Origin of the sequence: Stenotrophomonas sp. TWI169 (genome assembly GCF_039674705.1) — a bacterium.
Taxonomy (GTDB): Bacteria; Pseudomonadota; Gammaproteobacteria; order Xanthomonadales; family Xanthomonadaceae; genus Stenotrophomonas; species Stenotrophomonas maltophilia_P.
This window is the reverse complement of record NZ_JBDJOB010000019.1, coordinates 64712-84164: the sequence shown is the minus strand read 5'-3', so window position 1 is coordinate 84164 and position 19453 is coordinate 64712. Positions and strand designations below refer to the sequence as shown.

General features: G+C 67.8%; 21 protein-coding genes. 6 read left to right on the top strand and 15 right to left on the bottom strand.

Annotated elements, in window-relative coordinates:
• Positions 1–208 precede the first annotated feature (208 nt).
• Positions 209–1117: a LysR family transcriptional regulator gene (locus ABE543_RS14705; protein WP_053520468.1), complete on the top strand. Its 909-nt coding sequence runs from the start codon at positions 209–211 to the stop codon at positions 1115–1117.
• Between the two features lie 87 nt (positions 1118–1204).
• Here the strand turns inward: ABE543_RS14705 and ABE543_RS14700 are convergent, their stop codons facing one another.
• Positions 1205–2461, bottom strand: coding sequence for an MFS transporter (locus ABE543_RS14700; protein ID WP_262218874.1), 1257 nt, complete (start codon positions 2459–2461; stop codon positions 1205–1207).
• Positions 2462–2583: 122 nt separating this feature from the next.
• Positions 2584–3210: a signal peptidase I gene (gene lepB / locus ABE543_RS14695; protein WP_346475832.1), complete on the bottom strand. Its 627-nt coding sequence runs from the start codon at positions 3208–3210 to the stop codon at positions 2584–2586.
• 249 nt (positions 3211–3459) lie between these two features.
• On the opposite strand from lepB, the gene ABE543_RS14690 reads away from it, so the two are divergent.
• A complete protein-coding gene (locus ABE543_RS14690) occupies positions 3460–3861 on the top strand; it encodes a hypothetical protein (RefSeq protein ID WP_053518441.1) in 402 nt (133 codons plus the stop codon).
• A gap of 3 nt (positions 3862–3864) precedes the next feature.
• A complete protein-coding gene (locus ABE543_RS14685) occupies positions 3865–4311 on the top strand; it encodes a hypothetical protein (RefSeq protein WP_053518439.1) in 447 nt (148 codons plus the stop codon).
• 146 nt (positions 4312–4457) lie between these two features.
• Here ABE543_RS14685 and dcp read toward each other — a convergent pair whose 3' ends face one another.
• From dcp to arfB, 3 genes are all read right to left on the bottom strand, one after another.
• Positions 4458–6614: a peptidyl-dipeptidase Dcp gene (gene dcp, locus ABE543_RS14680; protein ID WP_074902277.1), complete on the bottom strand. Its 2157-nt coding sequence runs from the start codon at positions 6612–6614 to the stop codon at positions 4458–4460.
• A gap of 111 nt (positions 6615–6725) precedes the next feature.
• Positions 6726–7286, bottom strand: a complete 561-nt coding sequence (locus tag ABE543_RS14675) for a lysophospholipid acyltransferase family protein (protein WP_227255266.1) — start codon at positions 7284–7286, stop codon at positions 6726–6728.
• Between the two features lie 46 nt (positions 7287–7332).
• Entirely contained in the window at positions 7333–7764 is a 432-nt protein-coding gene (gene arfB, locus ABE543_RS14670; protein WP_111186528.1) for an alternative ribosome rescue aminoacyl-tRNA hydrolase ArfB, read from the bottom strand.
• A gap of 134 nt (positions 7765–7898) precedes the next feature.
• Here arfB and ABE543_RS14665 point away from each other — a divergent pair, with 134 nt between their 5' ends.
• Positions 7899–8426, top strand: coding sequence for a DUF2059 domain-containing protein (locus tag ABE543_RS14665; RefSeq protein WP_065174175.1), 528 nt, complete (start codon positions 7899–7901; stop codon positions 8424–8426).
• Between the two features lie 33 nt (positions 8427–8459).
• Here the strand turns inward: ABE543_RS14665 and ABE543_RS14660 are convergent, their stop codons facing one another.
• The 4 genes from ABE543_RS14660 to ABE543_RS14645 all read right to left on the bottom strand — a co-directional run bounded on the left by ABE543_RS14660 (position 8460) and on the right by ABE543_RS14645 (position 12156).
• Positions 8460–9197 carry a pseudouridine synthase gene (locus tag ABE543_RS14660; protein ID WP_053518434.1) on the bottom strand — a complete coding sequence of 246 codons (738 nt, stop codon included), beginning with the start codon at positions 9195–9197 and terminating at the stop codon, positions 8460–8462.
• An 87-nt stretch (positions 9198–9284) separates the two neighbouring features.
• Entirely contained in the window at positions 9285–9863 is a 579-nt protein-coding gene (locus tag ABE543_RS14655) for a class I SAM-dependent methyltransferase (protein WP_111186527.1), read from the bottom strand.
• Between the two features lie 5 nt (positions 9864–9868).
• Positions 9869–11524 (bottom strand): ubiquinone biosynthesis regulatory protein kinase UbiB, encoded by a 1656-nt coding sequence (gene ubiB / locus ABE543_RS14650; RefSeq protein WP_065174173.1) that lies wholly within the window; start codon positions 11522–11524, stop codon positions 9869–9871.
• On the bottom strand, positions 11521–12156 hold the full coding sequence (locus ABE543_RS14645; protein WP_053518430.1) for an SCP2 sterol-binding domain-containing protein: 636 nt from the start codon (positions 12154–12156) through the stop codon (positions 11521–11523). Before ABE543_RS14645 ends, ubiB begins: the two co-directional genes overlap by 4 nt.
• Before the next feature lie 137 nt (positions 12157–12293).
• Here ABE543_RS14645 and ddlA point away from each other — a divergent pair, with 137 nt between their 5' ends.
• Entirely contained in the window at positions 12294–13379 is a 1086-nt protein-coding gene (gene ddlA / locus ABE543_RS14640) for a D-alanine--D-alanine ligase (RefSeq protein WP_053518429.1), read from the top strand.
• Positions 13380–13462: 83 nt separating this feature from the next.
• Here ddlA and ABE543_RS14635 read toward each other — a convergent pair whose 3' ends face one another.
• The 3 genes from ABE543_RS14635 to oleC all read right to left on the bottom strand — a co-directional run bounded on the left by ABE543_RS14635 (position 13463) and on the right by oleC (position 16384).
• Complete coding sequence (locus tag ABE543_RS14635) at positions 13463–13618, bottom strand: DUF1328 domain-containing protein (RefSeq protein ID WP_004153593.1); 156 nt, start codon at positions 13616–13618, stop codon at positions 13463–13465.
• 121 nt (positions 13619–13739) lie between these two features.
• Positions 13740–14729 carry a 2-alkyl-3-oxoalkanoate reductase gene (gene oleD / locus ABE543_RS14630; RefSeq protein WP_053518428.1) on the bottom strand — a complete coding sequence of 330 codons (990 nt, stop codon included), beginning with the start codon at positions 14727–14729 and terminating at the stop codon, positions 13740–13742.
• Complete coding sequence (gene oleC, locus ABE543_RS14625; protein ID WP_346475831.1) at positions 14726–16384, bottom strand: olefin beta-lactone synthetase; 1659 nt, start codon at positions 16382–16384, stop codon at positions 14726–14728. The genes oleD and oleC overlap by 4 nt, the downstream gene beginning before the upstream one ends.
• 104 nt (positions 16385–16488) lie before the next feature.
• On the opposite strand from oleC, the gene ABE543_RS14620 reads away from it, so the two are divergent.
• Positions 16489–16920: a YkgJ family cysteine cluster protein gene (locus ABE543_RS14620; protein WP_053518425.1), complete on the top strand. Its 432-nt coding sequence runs from the start codon at positions 16489–16491 to the stop codon at positions 16918–16920.
• 92 nt (positions 16921–17012) lie between these two features.
• Here ABE543_RS14620 and ABE543_RS14615 read toward each other — a convergent pair whose 3' ends face one another.
• From ABE543_RS14615 to ABE543_RS14605, 3 genes are all read right to left on the bottom strand, one after another.
• On the bottom strand, positions 17013–17903 hold the full coding sequence (locus ABE543_RS14615; protein WP_053518424.1) for an alpha/beta fold hydrolase: 891 nt from the start codon (positions 17901–17903) through the stop codon (positions 17013–17015).
• A gap of 61 nt (positions 17904–17964) precedes the next feature.
• Positions 17965–18981: a 3-oxoacyl-ACP synthase III gene (locus ABE543_RS14610; protein ID WP_008264841.1), complete on the bottom strand. Its 1017-nt coding sequence runs from the start codon at positions 18979–18981 to the stop codon at positions 17965–17967.
• Positions 18982–19084: 103 nt separating this feature from the next.
• Positions 19085–19402, bottom strand: a complete 318-nt coding sequence (locus tag ABE543_RS14605; protein ID WP_053518422.1) for a DUF4156 domain-containing protein — start codon at positions 19400–19402, stop codon at positions 19085–19087.
• Positions 19403–19453: the final 51 nt, after the last annotated feature.

Genomic DNA, 19453 nt, shown 5'->3' with positions numbered 1-19453 from the left:
GTTGCGGGGGACGCCGTAAACCCGTCCATGGGGGCTTGGTCGCGGCATCCATGCCGCTCACACCCCCGCAACCGGACCCACCCCGCCTTCGACAGTTTCCCTCTGTTGTTTAGTGCCAGCTGCTCTTGGCGGATGCCGACCGTTGGTCGGCACGGGGTCGGATCCAACCTCTGATTCATTTCCGGCTGGCGATGAATAGACTGGGCGCATGTCCATCGAACTGCGCCACCTGCGCTATTTCCTCGCCGTTGCCGAGACCCTGCACTTCGGCCAGGCGGCCGAGCGGCTGGGCATGTCGCAGCCGCCGCTCAGCCAGCAGATCCGCCAGCTGGAGGACCTGATCGGGGCGCGCCTGTTCGTGCGCAGCCATCGCCGCGTGCAGCTGACGCCTGCCGGTGAACTGCTGCAGGAGCGCGCGCGGGCCATCGTGCAGCAGGTGGAGACGGCAGTGGACGAGGTACAGCGTGCACAGCGCGGCGAGCAGGGTGAGCTGCATATCGGGCTGACCCGGGCCACGCCGCTGTCCCCGCAGATTCCGCGCTCGATCCTGCGCTACCGCCAGCAGTATCCGCAGGTGCGGCTGCAGCTGAGCGAGATGAACACGCTGCAGCAGATCGACGCCCTGCTCGACGGTTCACTGGACGTGGGCATCATCCGCAAGCGCGCGCTGCCGCCGGAACTGGTTGCGCACAGCCTGTTCGTCGATCCGCTGGCGTTGATCGTGCATGCCGACCACCCTGCCCTGCGCCGGCTCCCGGAACAGGGAACGCTGTCGCTGCGTGCGTTCGCGCAGGAACCGTTCGTGGCCTTTCGACGCAGTGCCGGCGCCGGCATCCATGACCACATGATCGCGCTGTGCGCGGCTGCCGGATTCACTCCACGCATCGTGCAGGAAGCCGGTGAGGCGTCCACGCTGATCAGCCTGGCGGCGGCTGGCCTGGGTGCGGCGATCCTGCCGTCCTCGTGCGACCACATCCGGGTGGAAGGCGCGCGCTTTGTCGCGCTGGCCGATGCCGGCGCGCACTCGGAGGTGCAGCTGGCATGGCGCCGTGAGGGGGTGACGCCGCTGATCCGCAACTTCGCCGGCCTGCTGCGCGGCGCGTTCGCCGAAGAGTGAAGCGCCGCGCTGCGCGCTCGCCGGGCATGGCCCGGCACTACCCGGTCAGGGTCGAAAACGGTGGCGCCGGGCCATGCCCGGCCAGCATCAGGCCGTCACCGGCTGCGGGGCCCGCTGCTGCAACGCCCAGACGATGCCACCGCCAAGCAGGGTCAGCACTGCCGCGAACGCGCACACCCCCAGCCAGTCCCACGCGGCGTAGGCAAGCCCGCCCACACCGCCCAGCACGCTCGACCCCAGGTAGTAGGCGAACAGATACAGTGCCGAGGCTTCCGCGCGCATCATGCCCGCCCGGCTGCCGACCCAGCTGCTGGCGACCGAATGACCGCCGAAGAAGCCGAAGGTCACCAGCGCGATGCCCAGCGCCATCGTGGTCAGCCACGGCATCGCCAGCAGCGCGATGCCGGCACCGATAAGCACGAAGGAGATCGACAGGACGCGCCCACGGCCGTACCGCGTGGCCTGTTGGCCCATCCATGCCGAGCTGAACGTACCGACCAGGTAGACGCTGAAGATCAGCCCGACCACGGTCTGGCTGAGGTGGTACGGCGGCGCCAGCAGGTGATAGCCGAGGTAGTTGTAGAGGGTGACGAATACGCCCATCAACACGAAGGAGGTGGCGAACAGCCACGGCAGGCCGGGATCGGCGAACAACGTGCGCCAGCGCGACGGCAGCTGGCGCAGGCCGCCGCGACGGGCCTGGAAATGCCGCGATGGCGGCAGCTGCAGCCACAGCAATACGGTGCTGGCCACGGCGATGATCGAGACCACGCCGATGCCCCAGCGCCACCCCCAATGGTCGGCGATGATGCCGGCGAGCAGGCGCCCGCTCATGCCACCAATCGCGTTGCCGCCGATGTACAGGCCCATCGCCAGGCCCAGTGCGCGGCTGTCCATTTCTTCGACCAGATAGGTCATCGCCACCGCCGGCACGCCACTCAGGGCCAGGCCCAGCAGGGTGCGCAGCACCAGCAGCGTGGTCCAGTCATCGACCAGGGCGGTACTCAGCGAGAGGATGGCCGAGGCCAGCAGGGCGACGATCATCAACGGCCTGCGGCCCACGGCGTCGGACAGCAGCCCGGCCAGCAGCATCGCCACGGCCAGCGTGCCGGTGGTCAGTGACAGCGACATCGCGCTGCCGGCGGCGGAGACGCCGAAGTGGCGGCTGAACTCGGGCAGCAACGGCTGCACCGTGTACAGCAGGCCAAAGGTGGAGAAGCCGGCCAGGAACAGCGCGACCGCCGTGCGGCGGAACGCTGGCGTGCCCTGCTGGATGCGCGTCTCGGGGCTGTAATCGGCAGGAGGGAAGCGACGTTCGGGGGCCGCGGCGGTTTCGCCAGTCATGGGATCGATGGGCCGTTGGGGGCGGCCGGGGTGGAGGGAACGGGCCCCAGACTAGGCCCGTCCACCCAGTCGATCCATAACCTGAAAAGTCAGGATTGATATCCCTGACGTATCGATTCAGCTCACAGGTGCTGCCACTGGAAGCCATCGCCACGGCGGTAGTAGACGGCCACCGCGCGCCCGTAGACTTTGTCGGCGTCGACAAAGCCGAAGAAGCGGCCATCGAAACTGTTGCCGCGATGATCCCCCAGTACCAGCAGCTTGCCGGCCGGTACCACCAGATCCGCAATGTCGGGACCACCGCCCATGTCCAGGTCCAGGCGGGCACGGCGGCTGCCGAAGCCCTCCACGTCCTGCAGGTCGGCCATCTGCAGCGGGTGGCCGTTGATGCTCAGGTGGCCCTCGTGCAGTTGCACGTGGTCGCCGGCCACGGCGGCGACCCGCTTGATCAGGCGGGTGCCGTCGGCAGGCGAATCGAATACCGCCACCTCGCCGCGCTGCGGCTGGCCGGTGGACAGCAGGGACGTGTTGGTGAACGGCAGGCGCAGGCCATAGGCACGCATGTCCACCACCACCCGGTCACCGGGCTGCAGGGTCGGCTGCATCGAGCCACTGGGCACCACGTAATGATTGGCGAGGGTGTCGCGGGCGGCGGCGAGCAGGCCCAGCATGAGCAGCAGCGGCAGCGCCTCCTTCTTCAGCCAGGCGAGAGCGCGTTGCGGGAACGGCGGTCGGGCAACAGCATCCATGTCAGGTTCCGATGGGGTGGCAGGGTCTTCAGACCCCATCCGGGTGCAAGAGGTTCCCGGTCGCGCCGGGCCATGCCCGGCCGAGTGTTGGAACGGCCGCGCCATGTGCTCTCCGGGCATGGCCCGGCGCTGCCGATGCAGGGTTACGCAGGTTTTACGCCCGGGCCCGGCGCCCGGCATCGCACCTTTACGGGCACTGCGCGCATCGTCTGCCCACCGCGCCGAACGGCGCTTTCCGCAAGGTGTTGTATGACCCTCCTGGTGATCCGCCACGCCTCTTCATCGGCACCGCGTCCGCAGCTGCCGGCGCAGTTGTCCGGCCACCGCGTGCTGTGCAGCGACTGCGCCAGCCTGTCCGAAGTGCGCCAGTGCCTGTGCCAGCCGCAGGCGCGCTCGGCCGACTGGGTACTGCTGGACGTGGGCGTGGCCGACGAGGCGCAATGGCAGGCCGAGGGCAGCGCGCTGCAGGCCGCCCTGGAGCGGCTGCCGGCGCATTACATCGAACTGCAGAGCGCCCGCGAACCCGGCTTGGACGCGCGCCTGCGCCTGCAGCATGGGCCGGCCGCGGTGGTGGTCGACCAGCGCAGCCAGCAGGCCGGTTATCCGCTGTCGCTGGCCATCGTCGGCCGCCGCCTGGCGCAGGAGGGCTGAGCCATGTCGATCTTCATCATCCGCGGCCCGGAAGCGGCCGGCACATTGATCCGTACCGCACTGCCGCTGCCGGCACCGGTACTGAAGTCGCTGGTACACCGTGCGATTGATGCCGGCACCAGCGTGGCCATCCGTGCCTGCGGTTCGGAACAGGAACTGCTGGATGCCCTGCGCGTGGCCGATCACAGCCGCGGCGAAGTGACATTGCTCGATCCCGGCGCGTGTGCCGGCAGCCTGCGTCTGCAGCGCCTGCTGCCCTATCTGCACAACGCCTACGTGGAGGTGCATGACGACGGCGCGGTGGCTGAGCCCTGTCTGCCGGCCGGCATCGGCCAGCGCCTGGGCATCGCCGCCGGCTATGGCGCGCAGAGCTACGTGCTGGCGCTGGATATCGCGCTGGATCACCTGGGCCTTGCCGAACAGGCGAACCGGGTGCACGTGGGGACGTAACGCTGTTTGTAGAGCCGAGCCCATGCTCGGCTGCCTTTCCAGGAAACATCAGCCGAGCATGGGCTCGGCTCTACAGAAGAACGTCGAGCATGGCTCGACGCTACAGAAAGAAAAACGGCGGGGTCGCCCCCGCCGTTTTCGCTTTCTTACTTCAGCCCGCGGAACTTCAGCAGCGGCTCCACCGACGGGTCCTTGCCGCGGAAATCGCGGTACAGGGTCGACAGCTCCACGCTGTTGCCGCGCGAGAGGATCTTGTCGCGGAATTCCTGGCCATTGGCCGCGGTCAGGCCACCGTTCTCGGTGAACCACTGGAAGGCGTCATGGTCGAGCACTTCCGCCCAGAAGTAGGCGTAGTAGCCAGCCGAGTAGCCACCGCCCCAGATGTGGTCGAAGTAGGTGGTGCGGTAGCGCGGCGGAACCTGCGGCAGATCGACCTTGAACTTCTTCAGCGCGCTGGCTTCGAAGGCTCCGACATCCTGCAGCGGCGCGTCGGCCTTCTGCGTGTGCCAGGCCAGGTCCAGCAGCGCAGCCGACAGGTACTCGGTGGTGGCGTAGCCCTGGTTGAAGCTGCGCGCCTTGAGGATCTTGTCGACCAGTTCCTGCGGCATCGGCTCGCCGGTCTTGTAGTTCTTGGCGTAGTTGGCGAAGACCTTCGGATCCAGCGCCCAGTGCTCGTTGAACTGCGACGGGAACTCGACGAAATCGCGCGAGGTGGCCGTGCCGGCGATCGAGGGGTACTTCACGTTCGAGAACATGCCGTGCAGGGCGTGGCCGAACTCGTGGAACAGGGTGGTGACGTCGTCGAAGCTCAACAGCGCCGGCTGGCCTTCGGCCGGCTTGGTGAAGTTGCAGACGTTGTAGACCACCGGCTTGGCGCCGGTCAGGCCATCCTGCTCGACGAACACGTCCATCCACGCGCCACCGGACTTGCTGTCACGCTTGAAGTAGTCGGTGTAGAACAGGGCCAGCGAGGTGCCGTCCTTGTCGAACACTTCATACACCTTCATGTCCGGGTGGTAGGTCGGAATGTCGGTACGTGGCTTGAAGGTGATGCCGTACAGCTGGGTGGCGGCGTAGAAGACGCCGTTCTGCAGCACGTTGTCCAGCTCGAAATAGGGCTTGATCTGCGACTCATCCAGATCGTACTTGGCCTTGCGTACCTGCTCGGCGTAGAAGTCCCAGTCCGAGGCCGCAACCTGGAAACCGCCCTTCTGCGCGTCGATCACCTTCTGGATCTCGCCGGCTTCGGCACGTGCCTTGGCGGTGGCAGCCGGCACGGTGTCGGTCAGCAGCTTCAGCGCGGCGGCCGGGGTCTTGGCCATCTGGTCGCCCAGCTGGTAGTCGGCGAAGGTGTCGAAACCCAGCAGCTTGGCCTTCTGCGCACGCAGCTGGGCCAGGCGCTGCACGGTCTGGCGGGTGTCGTTGGCATCACCGCGCTCGGCGCGGGTTTCCGAGGCCTTTAGCACGGCGGCGCGCTGGTCGCGGTCGCTCAGCGAACCAAGCACCGGCTGCTGGGTGGTGTTCTGCAGCGGCAGCAGGAACTTGCCGTCAAGCTTGCGCGCCTTCGCATCGGCAGCTGCGGTGTTGATCGCGTTCTCATCCAGGCCGGCCAGCTTGGCCTTGTCGTCCACGATGACGGCAGCGGCAGCGGTGGCGGCGACCAGGCGGGTATGGAACTGGGTGGAAAGCGTGGTCTCTTCCACGTTGAGCTTGCGCAGGCTGGCCTTGTCGGCGTCGGACAGCTGCGCACCGGCACGCACCAGGCCGTCGTAGTAATGCTCGACCAGGCGCTTCTGCACCGGGTCCAGGCCCAGCGTGTCACGCTGGTCGTACAGCGACTTCACGCGTGCGAACAGCTTCGGGTCCAGGCTGATCTCGTCCTGGTGCGCGGCCAGTTTCGGCGCGACTTCTTCCTGGATCTTCTGGCGCGCATCGTTGGTATCGGCCTGCACCAGGCCGAAGAAGATGCGCGACACGCGGGTCAGGGTCTCACCGCTGCGCTCCATCGCCACGATGGTGTTGTCGAAGGTGGCCGGCTCGCTGTTGTCGGCGATCTTGCGCACGTCGGCCAGGTGCTGGCGCATGCCTTCCTCGAACGCCGGCAGGTAGTCGCTGTCCTTGATCTTGTCGAACGGCGGCGCCTGGAACGGCAGCGTGCTGGCGCTCAGCAGCGGGTTGGTGGAGGCATCGGCCGGCTGCTGGGCCGGGGTATTCTGGGCTGCGGACACGGGGGTGGACTCCTTGCCGGAACAGGCCGCCAGCGCCAGGCTGATGGCGGCGGCCAGGACTACGGTACGCGACATGTAAAACGCTCCTTGGGCAGACGGGATGGGATGCCGACCGTCCACCCTACTCCTGTCGCGCTCGCCCGGCATGTGCCGGACGTGGCGTCTGGACCTTCACTGGCGGCCGGCTCAGACCGTACCGCGGGTCTTGCCGATCCAGGGCCGGTAGAACTCGCGGATGGCGGCCATGTCGGCCACGTCATCGCCGGTGGGATGGAACAGCGGACCGACGCCGATGACCTTCTCCGGATAATGGAAATAGGCGGTCAGGATCGGCACATCGGCCATCCGCGCGATCTTCAGGAATCCGGCCTTCCATTCCTTGACCGCCTTGCGGGTGCCTTCAGGGGTGATCGCGAACCACATCCTGTCGTTGTTGCGGATCAGGTCCACGGCCTGGCCGACGGTTCCCTGCGGCGAGCTGCGGTCCAGCGGGATCACGCCCAGCCGGTGCAGCAGCGGGCCCAGCGGCCACCAGAACAGCGACGCCTTGCCCAGCACCTTGACCTTCATGCCCAGTGCGATCTTGGCCGCCATGCCCCAGAACCCGTCCCAGTTGGACGAGTGCGGGGCGATGATGAAGACCAGCTTCGGGATGTCCGGCAGGGTGCCGACCACCTTCCAGCCGCCCATGCGCAGGGTGCAGCGCGCCAGCCAGCGCAGGAACGGGTTGGATCTGACCTGCGGCATGTTCGGCGGGATGGCCGGCAGCAACGGAGTCGGGTTGTTCAAGCAATCACTCCCAGTCACGTGAGGAGCGCCCGCGCTTGATCTGCGCGCGCCCGCGTTTGGCGTCCAGACGACGCAGTTTCGACCCGAGGGTCGGCTTGGTGGCCTTGCGCGGTTTGGGCACGCTCAACCCGGCCTGGATGAAGGCCGCCAGCCGCTCGCGCGCATCCTCGCGATTGCGATCCTGGGTCCGGAAGCGTTGCGCGTCGATGACCAGCACGCCTTCGCCGGTCATCCGCCGGTCACGCCGCGCCAGCAGGCGCGCGCGCAACGGTTCGGGCAACGAGGGCGAGTTGGCCACGTCGAAACGCAGTTCCACCGCGGTGGACACCTTGTTGACGTTCTGGCCACCGGCACCACTGGCACGCACGAAACGCTCGACGATCTCGCCGTCGGGGATTTCAAGCTGCGCGCTGATGGTGACCGGTCCATTGCCCATCCGCGCATTGTAACGGCAGCCACGTGGCGGAGTGCGGCATCGCGCGCCGTATGCCGCCGATCAGGCACCGAACACGCCGCCTTCGCCTTGCCAGCGGGTATGCTGGCCGTCCCATGTACCGCAGGAAGCTTCGCATGATCCGCTCCGCATCCACCCTGCCCGCCCTGCTGCGCCGTGCTGCCCTTCTGCTGGCGCTTGCCGTGGCCAGCGCCCCGGTCCTGGCCGCCGCGCCGACCGACGGCGACATCAACCGCCTGCTGTCGGCCTCCCGCGCGCAGAGCATGATCGACACCATGCTGCCGCAGATCGAGGCGATGCAGCAGCAGCAGTTCCAGCAGGTCGCGTCGCAGCGCCAGCTCAATGCCCAGCAGCAGGAGCAGCTCAAGCGCATCCAGGCACGGACCAGCCAGACCCTGCGCCAGGCCCTGTCATGGCAGCAGCTGCGGCCGATGTACGTGGATCTCTACAAGAAGACCTTCAGCAAGGAAGACGTGCTGGCGATGGCCGAGTTCTACGAGAGCCCGGCGGGCCAGAGTCTGCTCGACAAGACCCCGGCGCTGATGCAGAACGTGATGGTGGCCATCCAGTCGCGCATGCAGCCGCTGTTCGCCGACCTGCAGAAGGATCTGGAAGCGATCGTCAACGAGCCGGAAAAGAAGTGAGGCGGTAGCGCCGGGCCATGCCCGGCGCTGCCTTCACTCCACCCGCCAGCCGAACAGGTCCAGTGCCTTCTGGAATTCCCGGTCCAGCGGCGCCCGCACATCCACCGTGCCGCCCTCGGGATGCGGAAAACGCAGGCGCTCGGCGTGCAGCAGCATGCGGTGCACCCCCTGCATGCGGAAGATGCGGTTGTGGCGGCCGTCGCCGTGGCTGGTGTCGCCGATCATGTGGTGCGAAAGATGCTTGAGATGCCGGCGGATCTGCCGGAACCGTCCGGTCTGCGGCTGGCAGCGCAGCAGCGCATAGCGCGAACGGGCGAACTCGCCGACCGGCACCGGCAGCTCGCCGGTAGCCAGGCACTGGAAGTCGGTGATGGCAGGCTTCTTGACCGGTTTTCCGGGGCCGCCGTCGAGGTCGTGGTCGACCCGCCAGGACGCCTCGGCCGGCCAGCCGCGGCAGATCGTCAGGTAGTCCTTGGCCACCTCGCCGCCCATCAGGGCCTTGCCCAGCGCACTGGCGGTGTCACGGTCGAAGGCCAGCAGCAGGCAGCCACTGGTGGCACGATCCAGCCGATGCACCAGAAAGATCGGGCGCCCGAGCTGCTCACGCAGGCGATCGGCCAGGAAATCATCTTCGCCACGGGCCAGCTTGCTGTCATGGACCATCAGCCCGGCCGGCTTGTCGACCACCGCCAGGCGTTCATCCAGGTGCAGGAGCCGAAGGGGGGCGGTGTCGGTCTCGACCGCGGCGAGGGTATCGGGTTCGGTGCTCACCGCGCGATTATACGGGCGGCCTGTATGGGGTCAGATCCCTTTTCCTGCGGAAAAGGGATCTGACCCCGGGTTTGTGCCGCGAGGCAGTCAGGCGTTGCGCACGGCCAGCAGTTCACCGTTGCCCACCGGCACCAGGCTGACGCTGAAGTTCGCGTCCGCCTCCAGCAGCGCCCGCAGCGGCTCCATCTGTTCGGCGTGGGAGATCGCGTTGTCCACCACCAGCAGGCCACCGGGCCGCAGCACGCGGCGCAGGTGCGGCCACCAGCCAGCGTACTGCTCGCGATCCGAATCGAGGAACAGCAGGTCGATGCTGGCATCGGCCGCCTGCGCCAGCCACGCCCCGGCGTCAGCGTGCACCAGGGTGATATGCGCCTGCAGGCCGCTGCGGGCGAAGGTCGCGCCGGCCAGGGCCACCTTGTCGGCAGCGTACTCCAGCGTGGTCACATGGCCGTCGATGGCAGCGGCAGCCTCGGCCAGCCACAGGGTGGAATAGCCGTTGGAGGTGCCTATCTCCAGCACGCGCCGGGCCTGTCCGAAACGTACCAGCAGCGACAGCAGCGCACCGGTATCCGGCGTGATGTTGAGCATGCGCCGGGCCCGCTCGCTTTCGCGCGCATCGTTGTCGGCGCCAAAGCGCGCCAGTTCGTCCTTGAGCGCCTGCAGCACGGCGGCTACTTCCACCACGCCCGGGCCAATGCGGCCACACCCACCGCGCCCGACAGCCAGCTCCACATCGGCAGGTCGCCCCAGTACCAGCCGGGCGGCTGCAGCACGTACATCAAGGCGGCAATGGCAAGCAGGCCGACGCCGGTGATGGCACCGACCGCATGCTTCTGCAGGCGCTGCACGCTGGCATCGAGCGATACCAGATCGCGCGAGCGCATCGCCAGCTCGTGACGTCCCTCCACCTGCTGGGTCAGCCAGGCATGCACCAGGCGGGGCATGTCCGGTGCGTGGGTCATGATTTCCGGCAGGCGCTTGCCGAGCTCGCGCATCACCCTGCGCGGGCTGTAGCGCTCGCGCAGGATCTTCGCCAGTACCGGCTTGGCCACCGCCCAGATATCGATCTGCGGGTCGAGCTGGCGACCGACGCCTTCGATGTTCAACAGGGTCTTCTGCAACAGGATCAGCTGCGGCTGCAGCGTCAGCTGGTAGCGCTGCGCCACGCGGAACAGCTTCATCAGCACTTCCGCCAGCGAGATCTGCGACAGCGGGCGGGTGAAGTACGGCTCGCACACCGACCGCACCGCCGCTTCCAGGTCGTCGATGCGCACGTGGTCCGGCATCCAGCGCGCCTGCACGTGCAGCTCGGCGATGCGGCGGTAGTCGCGGTTGAAGATGGCCATGAAGTTCTCGGCCAGGTAGTACTGATCTTCCTGCGACAGCTGGCCCATGATGCCGAAGTCCAGCGCGATGAAGCGCGGATCGCTGCGGCGTGCCGGATCGGGGTCGACCCAGATGTTGCCGGCATGCGCATCGGCGTGGAAGAAGTTGTCGCGGAACACCTGGGTGTAGAACACCCGCACGCCCTTGGCGGCCAGCGCCTTGCGATCGATCCCGGCGGCGTCCAGTGCCACGATGTCATCGGAGGGAATGCCCCACACGCGCTCCAGGGTCAGCGCGCGCTCGGCCGTGTGGCTCCAGATCACTTCCGGCACGTACAGGTCGTCGGAGTTCTCCCAGAAGCGGCGCAGCACGCTGGCGTTGGCGCCTTCGCGCTGCAGGTCCAGCTCGGCGGCCAGGGTGTTCTCCACTTCCGCCACGACTTCGCGCGGGCGGATCTTGTCGGCACGCGGGTGGGTGCGCTCAACCAGCGCGGCCAGTGAATTGAGCAGGGCGATATCGGCGTCGATCTGCTTCTCGATGCCCGGGCGCAGCACCTTGACCACCACCTGGCGGCCATCGGCCAGCGTGGCCGCATGGACCTGCGCGATCGAGGCCGACGCCAGCGGTTCGGTATCGAAGCTGGCAAAGGCTTCGCTGACCGGCAGGCCCAGCGCGTCCTCGACGATGCGGCGCGCGGTGTCGCCGTCGAACGGCTTGACCCGGTCCTGCAGCAGGGTCAGTTCGTTGGCCACGTCCGGCGGCACCAGGTCGCGACGGGTCGACAGGATCTGCCCGAACTTGACGAAGATCGGACCCAGGTCCTGCAGCGCCAGGCGCAGGCGTGCGCCACGCGATTGCGCGGCGATGTCGGCAGAGGCCCGCGGAACGAAGGGTTTGGCCAGGCGCAGCCAGCGTTCGGCCGGCGTGTCCTGCAGCAGGTCATCCAGGCGGTAGCGCAGGATCACCCGGCCGATGCGGCTGGCCCGCAGCACCGCCTTCATGCCGCACCCCGCAGGCGCTGCACGCGTGCACCCAGGCGCTCGACATCATCGCGCAGCACATCCACATCGTCGTGGAACGCGTCCAGCTCGGCGCGCGGCACCACGTCGCGCGATTCCTCGGTAATGAATTCGGCTGCACTGTGCGCCAGATCGATCACGCCCTGGCGGGCGTGCTGCAGCGCGCCGCGCAGTGTGTTGGCCACCTGTACGCCCAGCACCTCGCCGAACACGCTGACGAACGGCTGCTGCCAGTCCGGGTCGAAGCCCTTGGCCAGCTGCTGCAGGCGGCGCGCCAACTCGGCATCGCCGGCCACGCGCACGCGTCCCTTGCCGGTGCTGTCGGCGCGCCGGGCATTGGCCAGCAGCGGCAGCTGGGCCAGCACCCCCGACAGGCTGCTGCGTACGGCCAGATCGGCTTCCTGGGCATCCACCGGCCCCACCCGCAGCTGGTCACCGTCAACGCTGATGCGCATGGCCAGCGCAGGAGCCTCCAGGGTCAGATCGATATGGCGGCCATCCAGACCGGCCAACGCGTGGCGGGTATCCGGATCCAGCGCCAGGGCGCGGTTCAGGGCGATCTGCAGGGCACGACCGGCGACCGGCTTGAGGGACTTGAGCAGGGAAAGAGCCATGGCCCCATTCTACCTTCGTGGGTGCCGGGCTTGGGCCGGGCAGCGCGGATGGGTGCGGGTTCATCCCCGCCTCACCTGCCGGGCGAAGGAAGGTCCATGCTGTGGGGCCACGCAACGTCCAGGACATCGCATTGCCCATGAGCAGGACCCGGGTCGGCATCATTTTCGGTGGTACGTCCTCCGAGCACGAAGTCTCGCTGCAGTCGGCGAAGAACATCCTCGACGCACTCGACCACGAGCGCTTCGAGCCGGTGCTGATCGGCATCGACAAGCAGGGCCGATGGCATCTGAGCCAGGCCGGGAGCTTCCTGCTCAACGCCGATGATCCGGCGCGCATCGCGCTGCACCGGTCCGGCGTCGCGCTGTCGGTGCACCCGGGCGCCGGACAGGCGCAGCTGCAGCCCGCCGATCCGGCTGCCGTGCTCGGCCAGATCGACGTTGTCCTGCCGATCGTGCATGGTCCGCTGGGTGAGGATGGCGCGCTGCAGGGCCTGCTGCGCATGGCCAACCTGCCCTTCGTCGGTTCACCGGTGCTGGGCTCGGCCGTGGCCATGGACAAGGACGTGACCAAGCGCCTGCTGCGCGATGCCGGCCTGCAGGTGGCGCCCTGGCAGTGCATCCGTCGCCACCAGGCTGCGACCATCGATGTCGACGGCGTCATCGCCCAGCTCGGTCTGCCGCTGTTCGTGAAGCCGGCCAACCAAGGTTCGTCGGTGGGGGTGAGCAAGGTCAAGGACGCTGCCGGCTTCGCGGCCGCGCTGGAACGGGCGCTGCGCTACGACCACAAGGTTCTGGTGGAAGCGGCCGTGGCCGGCCGCGAGATCGAATGTGCGGTGCTCGGCAACGAGCAGCCGCAGGCCAGCGTGTGTGGCGAAGTGGTGGTGCACGACGAGTTCTATGCCTACGACACCAAGTACCTCAACGAGAACGGTGCCGACGTCGTGGTCCCGGCCGACATCGATGATGCCACCCAGCAGCGGATCAGGCAGATCGCCCTGCAGGCGTATCAGGCGCTGGAGTGCGCCGGCATGGCCAGAGTGGATGTGTTCCTGACCGGCGATGGCCGCGTCGTCATCAACGAGGTCAACACGCTGCCGGGCTTCACCCGCATCAGCATGTACCCGAAGCTGTGGGGCGCCAGTGGCGTGGATTACACCACGCTGATCACGCGCCTGATTGAACTGGCCCTGGAACGGCACGAAGCCGATCAGAGGCTGCTGTAGGCAAGGCAGTACCCGGTACTACAGGAAACAACCGCTTCCGCCGGAGCAGTGCCGGCCATCGACCGGCACTGCTCCGGGGCTCACTAGCCGCGCTTGCGGAACATCGAGATCACCGCCAGGACCAGGAACACCACGAACAGGATCCAGGCAATGTTGCTGGCCGCGCCGGCGATGCCGGAGAAACCGAGCACGGCGGCGATGATGGCGATGACGAAGAAAATGACGGCGTAATGCAGCATGGCGCTCCTCGCAGATATTCGGCCGTGGGTGGCGTGGGGTCCATCCTCCCGGTCCGGCGGTGTGCAACCGGTGATGGCCGGTTCTGCGCGCGATGAAGTCTTCAGCGCCGTGAGGCTGCCGTCATGACGACGCGGCCTTCAGCCGACGCAGCCCTTCCTCGATGCTGACCTGCGGCACATAGCCGAAATCACGGCGCGCCGGCTCCATGCTGTACCAGTGCGGCGTGCACAGCTGCTCGGCGAGGAAACGCGTCAACGGCGGCTCGCCGCGCAACCGCAGCAGCGGCCACAGGCGCTCGCAGATCGCACCGATCCGGTAGGCGGTCCTGAAGCTGATTGCCTTCTCCACAGGGGGGGCGCCCACGGCCTGCAGCAACTTGTTGACCAGCTCGCGCATCGGCAGTGGCTCGCCATTGGAGATGAAGTAGGCCTTGCCGGCGCAGGCCGCCGCCGGGCCCAGCGCCTCGAATGCCAGGAAGTGCGCCAGCGCGGCGTTGTCGATGTAGGTGGTGTCGACCTTGTTGCTGCCATCACCGACCAGGCGCAGCCGGCCCTGCCGTGCGCGCTCGGCCAGACGCGGCACCAGCTGCTGGTCGCCCGGCCCCCAGATCAGGCGCGGACGCAGCGCCACCGTGGCCAGCGTCGCGTCGTTGGCGGCCAGCACCCGTTGTTCGGCGATCGCCTTGGTCGCCGCGTACGGCGCCTGGAAATCCTCGCCGTAGGGCACCTCGTCCGCGCCCAGTCCTTCCACCGGGTGGGTGGCACGATGGGTCACGCTCGGTGTGGAGGTATAGACCAGCCTGCCGATGCCATGCGCACGGCAGGCAGCGATGACATTGTCGGTGCCGACCACATTGGCCTGGTGGTAGCTGTCGTAACTTCCCCAGGCACCGGCCTTGGCACCGTTGTGGAATACCGCATCGACACCGGCCACCGCATGCAGCACGGCCTGCGGGTCCGCCAGGTCGCCACGGATCTGGCCCACTCCCAGCGCCTGCAGCGCCGGGTAGTGGCTGCGGTTGAATGCCAGCACCTGGTGGCCGCGCTCGACCAGCCCGCGGCACAGCGCCTGGCCAAGGAAACCACCACCACCGGTGACCAGGATCTTCATGCGCGCTTCTCCAGTTCGGCGCTGGCCCAGACGGCGAGCTTCTCGCGGCCGATCTTGGCGTTGTGACGGATATCGACGGGAAACGCCGGATGCACCAGGAAGTGCTGCAGCCCGGCCTCGGGCAGGCGTGCGCCGGCAAGGGCGCGCAGCACTTCATGCAGCGCCGGGCTGTCGGACTGTCCACGCTGCAGCTCCACGCACAGGACCGGCACCTGCGCGCCCGCGGGACCCACGCCGACCAGCGCGGTGCGTGCCACGCCCTGCACCGTGTTGAACACCGGCTCGACCTGTTCGGTGTAGAGCGGGCCGTGCGGGGTTTCCACGCGCTGGGTCTTGCGTCCGCAGAACCACAAACGGCCCTGCGCGTCGAAATAGCCGACATCGCCCATGCGATGCACGATGCGGGTACTGCCATCGGCCAGCGTTTCGGCAATCTTCGCCGCAGCGGTGGCCTGCGGACGATTGAAATAGCTGTCGGTGGCGGTGGGGCCGGCCACGGTGATCTCGCCCACCTCGCCGGTGGCCAGCACGCGTACCTGCGACCAGTCGGCCAGCGGTGCATCGTCGATGGCGATGATGCGCACTTCGTTCGGGGCCACCACGTTGCCCACGCAGGTACCCGCACCGCCCTCGGTGGCCGCACGGGTGCGCTCCAGTTCATGGCCTTCCACCACCGCCACCGGCAGGCATTCGGTGGCACCGTACGGCGTCCAGAACTGCGCGCCGGCCGGCAGCAGGCCACGGATGGTGGCGACCACATCCGGCGGAACCGGGGCACCGGCCGAGGTCACCCGGGTCACCGACGGCAGCGGCCGGCCATGGCGGGCCAGGACCCGCATCAGCGCAGGCGAGCCGAACAGCTGGGTCACGCCGAAGCGTTGGATCGCATCATGCAGGCGTGCCGGATCGGCCTGCGCGGGCCGCGTGGGGTCCATGTCCGGGATCACCGAGGTCAACCCCAATGCGGGATCGAACAGGGCGAAGGGCGGGAAGGTCGGCAGGTCCACCCCGCCGGCCTCCATGCCGAAGGCGCTGCCCAGCAGCTCGATCTGGCCGACGAAATGGCGATGGCGGTAGACCACGCCCTTGGGCACGCCCGTGGAGCCGCTGGTGAACAGGATCGCGGCCATGTCCTCGCCATCGGTGGCCGCCAGCATCGGCCCGGCCTGCGCGCCCGCGCGCTCCAGCGCGGCCAGGGTGGTCCCGCCCCAGGCCAGCCGCCGTCCCACCGTGACCAGGCGGGTCGCCGACGGCGCCCAGCGCAGCGCCAGCCGTGCCACGTGGGCCAGCGGGATGCCGATGAAGGCCTCCGGCTGGGCTTCGTCCAGGCACTGCTTCAGCGCGCGCCGGTCGATGCCGGGATCGACCAGCACCGGCACCGCACCCAGCTTGAACAGGGCGAACATCAGCAGGAAGAACTCCGGCGAGGGCCGCACCATCACCACCGTGCGCACGCCGCGCCCGATCCCGTAGCCGGCCAGGCCGGCGGCCATGGCGTCGCTGCGGGCATCCAGCTGCCGATAGTCCAGGGTCACATCGTAGGCCGCCATGCCGTTGCCGGCGCCGCGGCGGCCGGGGCAGCGGATGGCGATCTGGTCGGGGCGTTCACGGGCCAGTTCAGGCAACCGCGCAGCAATGTTGCAGGGTCGGTTCATCCGTTCATTGTCGCCGCTTACGGAATTTCTTGCGCGGCGGCTCACTTCGTGGAAAATCCGCAGCCTCGTTCCCGATTCCGACTGCCGCCCGAGGCGGCTTGCCCATGCAACACCCCTGCATGACCTGCGGCGCCTGCTGCACCCAGTACCGCGTGGCCTTCCACTGGATGGAATCGGACGAGGTCACCCCGGGCGGCGTGCCCCACCAGCTGACCGAAGTGCTCGACCCGCATCGCCTGTGCATGCGCGGCACCCACTCCAAACCGGTGCGCTGCGTGGCACTGGATGCGCAGATCGGCGTGTATTCGCGCTGCACGATCCACCCCAACCGGCCCAGCGTGTGCCGCGAAGTGGATGCCTCATGGGAGTACGGCAAGGCCAGCCCGCAGTGCGACAAGGCCCGCATCGCCTACGGCCTGGACCCGCTGACGCTGGCCGACTGGCGCTGGCGCGACGAGGCGGACAACGACGACGATCATCCGGACGACAACGGCAGCAGCCCGTCGTCTCCGCCGCAGGCGCCGATCGCGGCGTGACGGTCAGGGTCGGGCCCGTTTCCGGCACGGAAGGGCTCTGACCCCCTGTACGACAACGCCGGGCATGGCCCGGCGCTACCGAAGGGATCCGATCAGATCGGGTTCGCGTCCAGGAAGGCGCGGATCTCCGGCACCAGCACCTCGTGCTTGTCTTCCAGCACGTAGTGGCCCGCGTCCTTGAAGGCATGCACCTGGGCCTGCGGCAGCGCCGCCTGGAAGCCCTGCAGGAAATGGTGGTCGAACACGAAGTCGCGCAGGCCCCAGCCTATGAAGGCCGGGCGATCGGCAAACGACGGCAGCGCCTTGCCTGCACGCTCCAGCAGCGACCACGCCTTGTCGGCCGGGCCCAGCGGAATGTCCTGCATGAAGCGGATGGTGCTGATGCGGTTGGCATAGCTGTTGTACGGCGATACATACGCGCGGCGCACGTCGGCGGGCATCTTCCGCTCAACGCCCAGCCACGATGCGCCGGCGGAGAAGGCATTGAAGGTGCGGATGATCCACTCGCCGATCTTCCAGTGCCGTCCGAGCGCGATCTGCCATGGCATCTTCTTCGCTGCCGGCATCGGGAACGCGGCGGTGTTGAGCACCACCAGCCGCTTGACCTGCGCGTGGTGCGACAGCGCCCAGCCAAAGCCGATCATGCCGCCCCAGTCGTGCACGGCCAGGGTCACCGGGCCGGTGATGCCCAGGTGCCTGAGCAGCGCATCCAGGTCATCCACGCGCGATTGCAGCGTGTACGCATAGCCACGGTCATCGGGCTTGTCCGACAGGCCCATGCCGATGTGGTCGGGCACGATGCAACGGTACTTGTCCGACAGGCCGGCCACCAGCGTGCGCCAGTAATAGCTCCACGACGGATTGCCGTGCACCATCACCACCACCTCACCGTCGCGCGGGCCCTCGTCGAGATAGTTCATCGACAGGCCAGGGCGGACCTCGAAGCGCTGGGGATGGGCGGGGTAACCGGGAAGCTTGGACATCGGGTCGCACCTGTAAAAAGGGCCGGTAGTACCGGCCCCAGGATTCAACGCAGGGGTCTGTTTACCAGACCACTTCGGCCATCGAGCAGTTCAGGCCCGAGCCGATGCCCAGAAGCGCGATGCGATCACCCTTCTTCAGCTTGCCCAGCTGCTTGAGCTTGCTCAGCACGATCGGTACCGACGCCGGGCCGATGTTGCCGTGCTCGCCGAAGATGGTCATGACCTTCTTCGGGTCGATGCCGAAGTTCTTGATGAACGCTGCGGTGTGCGGCTGGCTGACCTGGTGGATGACGAACTGGTCCAGTTCTTCCACCGCCCAGCCCAGCGCGATCTTGGCCGCAGTGAAGGTCTTCTGCGCCAGCTTGATGCCTTCGATCAGCAGCAGGCGGGTGTCGGTCACCATGCGGTCCAGGTTGCCCAGGCACAGCTGGTTCCATTCGGTCGCCGAACGGGTGACGCCGCCCTTGTAGCGCGGGGCATCCGGCACCAGTTCCGAGCGCGCCATCACCATGGCGGCAGCGCCCGAACCGGTGGTCAGCGCCGCCAGTTCGTTGCGGAAATCGTCGGCGGTGACGTCCGGCGCGGTCATGCGCTCCAGCGTCTTCTCGTACACCAGGTTGGCGGTTTCGCCATCCACCACCAGCGCATAGTCGATGTCACCGCGCTCGATCATGCGCGCCGCGATGTCCATGCCGTTGATGAAGGCCAGGCAGGCATTTGCGACATCGAACGTCATGCATTCGTCGCTGACACCCAGATTGCCCGAGACGATGGAGGCCGTGGACGGCTCCAGGTAGTCGCGGCTGACCGAGGTATTGACCAGCAGGCCGACCTGGGTGGCTTCGATGCCGGCATCTTCCAGTGCCTTGCGACCGGCCATGGTGGCCGCGTCCGAGGCCAGCACGCCGTTGTCCCACAGGCGGCGGGCGTGGATGCCGGCGATATCGCCGAGCACGTCGGTGCGGATGCCCAGCCGGTCCAGCGTCGGCTGCAGGCGTTCGTTGATTTCCTTCGTCGTCAGCGTATGAGGCGCATCGACGTGTGCCAGGCCGGCGATCGAGACATTCTTGAAGAGCATCGAGGTTAGCGCCAAGGCTCAGGCAAAAGGGGGCGCTATTCTATAACCCCCCGGGCCTTCACCGCATCTTTACGAATTCAGGCTTGCCCGTATGGTGAAGGATTCAGCGCGGCGGGCACTGGAAGGCGGCAAAGCGCTGGCTGCCATCGGCCGGCGGTGCGGCGGCCTGTACGGCATTGGCGCCGGCGCTGGGGGCCTCGTTGCGGGCCAGCGTTTCCAGTTCTTCCTGCACGCGCAGCGGGTTGCGGTTGTAGAAGCCGACCTTGCTCTTCACGGTGACCACCACCTCGCCCTTGGTGATGCAGCCGGTGGGCGCCGGCCCGGCCGGCAGCACGCGGACGGTCTTCCCGGCCGGTTCGATCGGCACCCAGGTACAGGCGGTGACGGTGAGCAGCAGGGAGGAAAGCAGCAGAACGCGCATGGGCAGATCCTGGAAGGGTATGAGGGGGATTCTGCCTGAACCGCCTGAATC